Annotated in this window: 4 protein-coding genes; all 4 read right to left on the reverse strand. The window is 69.0% G+C overall.

The window, feature by feature from the left end; translation table 11 throughout:
* Positions 1-57: 57 nt before the first annotated feature.
* The 4 genes from treY to glgX are packed head-to-tail and all read right to left on the reverse strand — an operon-like array spanning position 58 to position 8,523.
* Positions 58-2,649 (reverse strand): malto-oligosyltrehalose synthase, encoded by a 2,592-nt coding sequence (gene treY, locus GXW71_RS00865; RefSeq protein WP_211850386.1) that lies wholly within the window; start codon positions 2,647-2,649, stop codon positions 58-60.
* Positions 2,646-4,685 carry a 4-alpha-glucanotransferase gene (gene malQ / locus GXW71_RS00870; protein WP_367617231.1) on the reverse strand — a complete coding sequence of 680 codons (2,040 nt, stop codon included), beginning with the start codon at positions 4,683-4,685 and terminating at the stop codon, positions 2,646-2,648. The genes treY and malQ overlap by 4 nt, the downstream gene beginning before the upstream one ends.
* Entirely contained in the window at positions 4,682-6,439 is a 1,758-nt protein-coding gene (gene treZ / locus GXW71_RS00875; RefSeq protein WP_211850393.1) for a malto-oligosyltrehalose trehalohydrolase, read from the reverse strand. The genes malQ and treZ overlap by 4 nt, the downstream gene beginning before the upstream one ends.
* Positions 6,436-8,523 (reverse strand): glycogen debranching protein GlgX, encoded by a 2,088-nt coding sequence (glgX, locus tag GXW71_RS00880; protein ID WP_211850395.1) that lies wholly within the window; start codon positions 8,521-8,523, stop codon positions 6,436-6,438. The genes treZ and glgX overlap by 4 nt, the downstream gene beginning before the upstream one ends.

The following is an 8,523-nucleotide window of genomic DNA, read 5'->3' on the forward strand; positions in this document are numbered from 1 at the left end:
GGGGCCATTTGGTGGCCGGGCGAGATCGCCGTCAATCGGCCCGCATGGGCAGGGGGATCAGGCGGGCCGCTCCGGCATCAGCAGGCAGACCGGAAGCTCCGACAGCAGCCGCGCCACGGCGAGGCCGCCATCCTGCGCAACATGCACCGTCCCCGTCATGACATCCCGCCAGGCTGTCGCTGCGTCGTCGGCCAGGCGGATCGCGCTGCCTTGCCAGGCCGCCGCCGGCGCCAGAGGGCGCGGCTCCTGGCCGAGCAGCGCCGCCGGCAGGCGCGTGGTCACGACGATCGCCTGGGCATCGCCCCATCGACGCCGGAAGCCGAGCACATGCGCGCGCCGCGGTCCCTCGACTGCGAGCAGCTCATAGCTGCCGCGTTCGAAGAGGCTGCCCGCCTCGCGCCGGCAGTGCAGGGCTGCGCCGATGACCGCTTGCTTGATATGGCCATCCCGCCAGTGGTGCATCGCCGCCCCGGGGGGCACGGCGGCATCCAGCGCCCGCTCCCGTGCCGCCCAATCGACCGCGCGCCGGTTGTCGGGATCGACCAGGGACAGGTCCCAGAACTCCGTGCCCTGATAGAGATCCGGCACGCCCGGAGCAGTGCAACGCAGCAAGCATTGCGACAGGCCATTCACCGCGCCTGCCGCCGCGATCCTGTCGGCAAAGGCGGCGATGTCGGTCAGCAGGGGGCCTGGCACCAGCAGCCGCCGCAGATAGTCCTCGCAGACCGTCTCATAGGCTTCATCCGGCAACGTCCAGCGGGTACGGCGCTTGGCCTCGCGCAGCGCCTTGCGCTGCCAGGCGGCCAGGCGGTCGGCAAAGCCGCGTAGCCCCGCCGCATCCTCCGGCTGCAGATCGAGCGGCCAGGCGCCGACCATCATCTGCAGCAGCATCGCGGCAACGGAGGTATCGGGCGGTGATGATGTGCCGATCCAGGTGCGCAGCGAGCGTTCCCATGCCTCCGGCATTTCGGACAGCACCGCGAGGCGGGCGCGCAGATCCTCGCCACGCTTGTGATCATGGGTCGCGGTGGCGAGCAGCGCACGGGGCAGGGCGGCGGCGCGCGCCGCCTGTGCTGCGTGGAAGCGCTCCGGAGTGGTCGCGAAGATCGCGGGATCGGCACCGACCTCGTTCCTCGAAAGCAGGCGGCCGTAGCGGTAGAAGGCCGTGTCCTCCATGCTCTTCGCGGCGAGCGGTGCCGTCAGGTGCTGAAAACGCCGCTGCGCCATGATGCGCGTCCGTCGCTGCGCTGCCGGCAGCACGGAGACGGGCTCTGCCCCGAGCCAGGCGTCGAAGGCCGCCAGCAACGCGCCGTCCGTGGCTGGCAGCCCAGGCCGAGCCTTGGCGATCGCCTGCCGGATTAGCTGCGTGTCGGTGGTGCTGCGGGGACCGACGCCTAGATACGGTCGATATGTGACGATATGCACCGCGAGCTCCATCAGCACGCGCCGGATGGCGTGCAGGCCGAAATCGCGCTGCCGCATATCGGCATCGGCCGTGCGCTTGAGGGCAAGGGCAGCGAGCGTCACCTCCGCGGCCAGGCTCTCGCGCAGGATCTGCCGCCGCGCAGCCAGTACCTCGGTCGGGAAATCCGCGTCGCAGCCGCTGATATCTGCCCAAAGCCGGCCGAGCGGGTCCGCGCCGGCCGGATCATGCAGCACCGCCGCGACCTCATCCATAAAGTCGTAACCGCTTGTGCCATCGGTCAGCCAGGTTGCCGGGAGCGTCTCTCCCGGAGCCAGGATCTTCTCGACCCAGATGAGCGGCTCCATCCCCGGTCGCGCCGTGCGCAGGCGCCGCCGCAGCTTGCGGCAATAGCCGCGCGGGTCGGCGAGGCCATCGACATGGTCAATGCGTACGCCGTCGATCACACCTTCCGCATGGAGGCGCAGGATCAGCGCATGCGAAGCATCGAAGGCCGCCGGCACCTCGACCCGGAAGCCAGCGAGGCCCGTGATGTCGAAGAAGCGCCGCCAATTCAAGGCATCTGCCGCGAGGCGCCAGAAGGAGGGCCGATAATGTTGCCGCTCGAGGAGGGCATGCAGGCGTTGGCGGCCATCCTCCCGCATCGGATCATGCATCGCGAGCACCGTCGCGGGATCACCCACGAGGTCCCGCCGGCTTTCCGGGGAGAGCGGGAAGCGGTGATCGTGATAGGCCACGAAGAATGCACCCGACCCTTCGTCGAAGCGCAGCACGAGTTCGCCCGATTCCAGGACCTCGCCATAAGGTCCGCCCAGGAAAGGCACCAGCAGCTTGCCGGCCAGGCCCGGCTCGACCGGTTGCCAGTCGATGTCGAACCAGCTTGCGTGCGGGCTGGCGCGGCCATGTTCCAGCACGTCCAGCCACCAGGGATTGTCACTGCCGCCGACCGCCATGTGATTCGGCACGATGTCGAGCACCAGGCCCATTGCGTGTCCGCGCAGCGCTTCACTGAGGCGCCCCAGCGCGGCTTCGCCGCCGAGCTCCGGATTGACACGCGTCGGGTCGACCACGTCGTAGCCGTGGGTGGAGCCGCGCCGTGCCGTGGTGATTGGCGAGGCATAGATATGGCTGATGCCGAGCCGCGACAGGTAAGGTACCACGCCGACCGCATCGTCCAGCGTGAAGCCGGCGTGGAACTGCAGCCGGGCCGTGGCGCGCGGCGTCATGCGACTGGCCTCGCGGCGGCGAAGCGGGCGATGCGGGCGGCGACATCCGGCGCATCAAGCAGGCTCGCGGCGTCGTCCGGCGTGCGGCGGCGCCAGTTCGGGTGCTCGGTGGTGGTCCCCGGGATGTTCGGCTGCTCGGCCAGGGCCAGCGCGTCCTCGATCGGCAGGATGGCGAGGCGGCACGCGGCACTGCCGACATGCGCGACGGCCGCATCGACGGCGGCTGCTGGGGCTTCAGGCGGTGGCGCTTCGCCGCTGGCGGCACCGCTGGCCCGGAAGCCGTTCCAGAGCAGCCTGCGTCCTGCGGCACGGCTGGCCTCCGCCGCTTCCATGCCATGATCGCCGGCCAGGCGTCGGCGCCAGGCGAGATCGGTTCCGCGCCACCAGCCCGCGATCGTCGCCAGGTCATGGGTCGTCGTCATCGCGACCGCCTCGCGCGTCCAGTCGCGTGGTGGCAGCGGCACGCCTTTCGCGTCGCGCTCGAAGTCGAGCACCCGCATGCCGAGGATGCCGCCGCGCCCGATCCGGCTGCGGAAGCCGGGCGGCACCGTGCCGAGATCCTCACCAATGACCACTGCCCGATGGCGATGCGACTCCAGCGCCAGCAGCCGCAGCAGATCCTCGCGCGGGTAGCGGAGATAGGCGCCGGCCGAAGCCGGGCTGCCTTCCGGGATCAGCCACAAGCGTTCCAGCCCCATGGCGTGGTCGATGCGGATCCCGCCCGCATGCCGCATCGCCGCCCGCAACACCTCCAGGAACGCCGCATAGCCACCGGCCAGCAGCGCCCGTGGGGAGAAGGCGGTGAGGCCCCAGTCCTGGCCGGCGGGGTTGAAGAGGTCGGGCGGCGCGCCCACCGCGGCGCCACGCATCACATCGGCCGGGCGCGACCAGGCATGGCTGCCGCTGCCATCGGTGCCGACGGCGATATCCGCCAGCAGGCCGACCGTCATGCCGGCGGCGCGGGCCCGGCGTTGGACATCGGCGAGCGAGGCATCCGCCAGCCACTGGCAGAAGGCGTGGAAGGCGACTTCATCGGCATGGGCAGCGGCGAAATCCGCCACCGCCGGTGCCTCAGGATTGGCATAGCCGGCCGGCCAGTCGCGCCAGTGGCGGAATGCGCCGTCACGCGCCCTGAGATGCAGCGACAGAGCTTCGAAGCGCGCGTGCCGCTCCAGCGCTTCGCCCTGCGCGGTGCGAAATTGCAGGAAGCGCAGGTCGTCCGCATGGCGCGCGAAGAGGGCGCGGAACCAAGTCATGCGCCGCGCTGTCGCATCCTCCCAGTCGATCAGCGATGCCGCCTGGGCTTCGGCTCCGGCGGCATCGGCACGCGTCATCGCATCCCCGCCAAACAGGAGCGTCGGGTCGGCGTGCAGAGCATTCAGGAACAGACGGCTCGACGGTGCGTAGGGGCTGAACCGATCCGGCGCGGCGGCGAACAGGGCGTGTACCGGGCTGATGGCAAGGGTCGCCGCCCCGAGCCGCCCCGCTGCCTCCGCGAGCATCGCCGCGGCACCGAGGTCGCCGAGGCCGAGATCCCCGGTGCGGCGCAGCCCATAGACCTGGGCGGACAGGCCCCAGGGCAGCGGCCTCCCGGCGGCCTCCGCACCGGCATCGGCCAGGCTGAAGCAGCGTGATGGCGCCACGGCGAGAACGGTCTCCGCGTCGTCGAACTCCAGGCGGTGATAGCCGCTGCGGCTCACTGCCGGCAGCCGGCCGGCGTCATCGAGCCGCCCTTCGATGACCTTGCCGTCCTCCGCGTGCAGCCGGAACCGCTCGGCGCGACGCCGGCCGGGCGGTCTTGGGCCCCGGCTGCGCCGTACGGCCGTCAGCAGTGGCGGCAGCACATCGCGCTCGGCGGCCAGCAGCGTGCGGGATTCCTCGATCTCCACCAGATCGCTGGCAGGCAGGCCGATGCGGGTCAGCAGGGCCCGCAAGGTCTCGACGTCGACATCCCGCCGCATGCCGTGCACGTCGTGCCAACGGACCATGAAGCCCGCCTCGGCGGCCAGGGCGCGCAGCGCCGCGTCCTGGCTCACGGTGCCTGCTCCAACAGTGCAACTGTGCAGAAGCCAGGCAGGTGGCCGCCAGCGAGCGCGGCGGTGGCACCAGGACTGGTCTCGAAGAGCAGCGTGCCGGCAGCACGGCAAGGGACCACCTGCGCACCGCAGTTCATCGCGATGGTGAGCAGGGCGCCGTCGCCGAGGCTCCAGCGCGCCAGGACCGATGCCGGGCCGGTCGCTTCGGCGCCAAGTGCTCGCGTGCCCTGCAGCCGGGGCATGATCTCCCGATGCCGGATCGCCAGCAGATGGCGATGCAGCGCCAGGATCTCTCGATGCGGCGGCCCATCCGCCTCCGCAGGGTTCGGGATGCTGGCGGTGAAACTCGCCTCGGCATTGGGATCCGGAATGCGATCTCGGATCTTGGGATCCGAGAAGGCAGCAAAGCGTGCGAATTCGCGACGCCGGCCTTCCCGCACCAGGGGCGCGAGCTCGGCATTGTGGTCGGTGAAGAACAGGAAGGGGGATGTGGCACCCCATTCCTCACCCATGAACAGCAGAGGGATCTGTGGCGCCAGCAACAGCAGCGCGGTCGCGGCGGCAAGCGCGCCCGGCGGCGCGAGCTGCGTGAGCCGCTCGCCAAAGGCCCGGTTGCCGATCTGGTCGTGATTTTGCAGGAACAGCACGAAGGCTGTTGGCGGCAGGTGCGCGGATGGCTCGCCACGCGCCGCGGGTGGGCCCTGGAAGACGAAGCCCTCCGCCAATGCGCGTGCCACCTTGGTGGAAGCGTGCTCGGCGAACGGAGCATAGTAGGATTCGTTCTCGTCCGTCAGCATCGCATGCAGCGCGTTGTGGCCGTCGTCATTCCATTGGGCGTCGAAGCCATCCGATGCCGCGTCCGGTCGCAGCAGCCGCGCGGCGTTGTGCTCGTTCTCGAGGATCAGATGGATATGGCGGCCAGGACAGGTGGCACGCAGCTTGGCCGGCAAGCTGCGCAGCCAGGCTTCCGGCTCGATCGCATGCACGGCGTCGAAGCGAAGGCCGTCGAAGCGGAATTCGTCCAGCCAGTACCGTGCGTTCTCCTCGAAATAGGCAGCGACAGCGGGTTCGCTGAAGGCAATCGCTTCACCCCATCCGGTCTGTCGTGCCGGATCGAAGAAGCGCTTCGCACAGGTATGCAGATAGGCGCCGTCGGGCCCGAAGTGATTATAGACGACGTCGAGGATGATCATCAGGCCGAGGCCGTGCGCGGCATCGACGAGCCGCTTCAGCGCCTCGGGCGTGCCGTAACCGGGATGCGGCGCGAACGGCAGCACGCCGTCATATCCCCAGTTGCGCTGCCCCGGGAAGGCGGCGACGGGCATGAGCTCGATCGCGGTGACGCCGAGATCACGGAGCCTCGGCAGCGCCTGCTCCACGCCGGCGAAGCCGCCCATCGCGCCGACATGCACTTCATAGAACACGGCTTCGTGCCACGGGCGACCGCGCCAGTCGCGATGCTGCCAAGCGAATTCCGTGGGCGCCGTCACCACCGAGAAGCCATGGACGTCAACCGCCTGCCGACGCGAGGCAGGATCGGGTATCGCGAGATCCGGCGCGATTCGAAAGCGATAGCGAGCGCCGGGACCGATCGGGGCTTCGGCCACGAACCAGCCGTCCGGCGCGCGCGTCATCGCCAGTGCTGGCTGCCCCTCGATTTCGAGCGCGACGGCATCACAATCCGGGGCCCAGAGCGGGAAGCGGGTGATCCCTGGCGCCGTGGGGCGCGGCCCCCAGAGCATGGGCGCGCTCATGGCAGCTCGGCGACCAGGAGCATGACGGCATAGGCCGCGACATGGACTTGATCGGCGTTCAGCGAGCCTTCAGGCTGCCGCGGCTCGGCGCTGTAGATCAACATGGTCCAGGCCAGGGCTGGTGTCGGCAACACGAAATCCTGCCCGGCCGAATCGGCGTTCAGCAGGACCAGCAATACTTCGACGCCACCATCGGGCAGCGCGGCTGCGCGCCGCAGGATCAAGGTGCGGGCTTCGGTCTCGCCCCAGGCGTCCCGCGTCATCGGCTGGCCATGCTGATCGAACCAGGCGATGTCGCGAATGCCCTCGCGGAGCACCACGTCGCCATGCCGGTAATAGACAGGACGCAGGCTTTCGTGACGGTGACGGAGTGCGATCAGCCGTGCCACGAAATCACGGAGCTGCAGCGCCTCCTCGCCGATCGCCCGTTCCCAGTCGACCCAACTTACCGGGTTGTCCTGGCAATAGGCGTTGTTGTTCCCTTCCTGCGTGCGGTTCATCTCATCGCCGGCCAGCAGCATCGGTGTGCCGGCGGAGGCAAAGAGCGTGACCAGCATCGCCCGCTTGACCATGCTGCGCGTCGCATTGATCTCGGCATCCTCCGTCTCGCCCTCCTCGCCCCAGTTCCGGGAGTAATTGTGCGGGTGCCCGTCCTCTCCGTTCTCGCCATTCGCCTCGTTGTGGCGCTGCTCATAGGTGACGAGGTCGTGCAGCGTGAAGCCGTCATGGCTGGCGACATAGTTCACGCTGGCGGCGGGGCGGCGCAGGCGATGGTCGAACAGCTCCGCCGATCCGGACAGACGCGCCGCCAGATCGGCCCGCTGCCCGGGGACACCGTTCCAGAACTGCCGGACGCCATCGCGAAAGCGATCGTTCCATTCCGCGAAGCCCGGTGGATGATTGCCGAGCTGATAGCCGCCGGGCCCGAGATCCCAGGGCTCCGAGATCAGTTTCACGCGTGACAGGACCGGATCCTGCCGCACGGCGTCGAAGAAGCCGGACCCCGGATCGAAGCCCGCAGCCTCGCGCCCCAGAATGGTGCCGAGATCGAAGCGGAAGCCGTCGACATGATAGCACTCGACCCAGTAGCGCAGGCTGTCCATCACCATCTGCAGCACCCGCGGATGGGTGATGTTGAGCGTATTCCCGGTGCCGGTGTCGTTGATGTAGTGCTGTTCCTGACCGGGGACGAGACGGTAGTAGGACGCGTTGTCGATGCCGCGCCAGGAGAGTGTCGGCCCCATTTCACTGCCTTCGCAGGTGTGGTTGTGAACGACGTCGAGGATCACCTCGATCCCTGCCGCATGCAGACGACGTATCGCGACCTTCACCTGGTTGCGCATCCAGGGATCGACCAGGTAGCGCGGCTCCGGCGCGAAGTAGGCTAGCGTGGAATAGCCCCAGTAGTTGCGCAGGCGGCGCTCGACCAGAAAGCGATCCTGCAGGAAGGCCTGCACGGGGAGCAGCTCGATCGCCGTGATGCCGAGGCGCTGCAGATGTTCGATGAGATGCGGGTTGGCGAGTGCCGCAAAGGTGCCGCGCTCCCGGAGCGGCACCCGGTCATGGGCAATGGTCAGGCCGCGCAGATGCGCTTCGTAGATGATGGTGCGTTCCCAGGGAATCATGGGCGGCCGGTCATCGCCCCAGTTGAAACTGTCATCGACGACGACGCCCTTCGGCATCGCGCGGGCGCTGTCGCGCCGATCGAAGGTGAGATCGGCGCGCGCGCTGCCGACCCGATAGCCGAACAGGGCGTCGGACCAGATCAGGTCCCCCTGGAGCTCACGCGCATAGGGATCAAGCAGCAGCTTGCTCGGGTTGAAGCGGTGCCCGGCGCGTGGCTCATAGGGACCATGAGCGCGATAGCCGTAGAGCAGGCCGGGCTTCGCATCCGGCAGGTAGCCGTGCCACACCTCGTCTGTGCAATCCGGCAGCGTGAGGCGCGTCAGCTCCCGCCGGCCGGATGGATCGAAGAGGCAAAGCTCGATCCTCTCGGCATTGGCGGAAAAGAGGGCGAAATTCACACCGAGCCCGTCCCAGGTCGCGCCGAGCGGGTAGGGCCGTCCGGCCGTCAGGCGCTCCAT

It is taken from the genome of Plastoroseomonas hellenica (assembly GCF_018129085.1).
Lineage (GTDB): Bacteria > Pseudomonadota > Alphaproteobacteria > Acetobacterales > Acetobacteraceae > Plastoroseomonas > Plastoroseomonas hellenica.

Bases quoted from the DNA above. Each gene is read 5' to 3' on its own strand.
- treY (WP_211850386.1), bottom strand. From the start codon at position 2,649: ATGACGCCGCGCGCCACGGCCCGGCTGCAGTTCCACGCCGGCTTCACG.
- treZ (WP_211850393.1), bottom strand. From the start codon at position 6,439: ATGAGCGCGCCCATGCTCTGGGGGCCGCGCCCCACGGCGCCAGGGATC.
- glgX (WP_211850395.1), bottom strand. From the start codon at position 8,523: ATGGAGCGCCTGACGGCCGGACGGCCCTACCCGCTCGGCGCGACCTGG.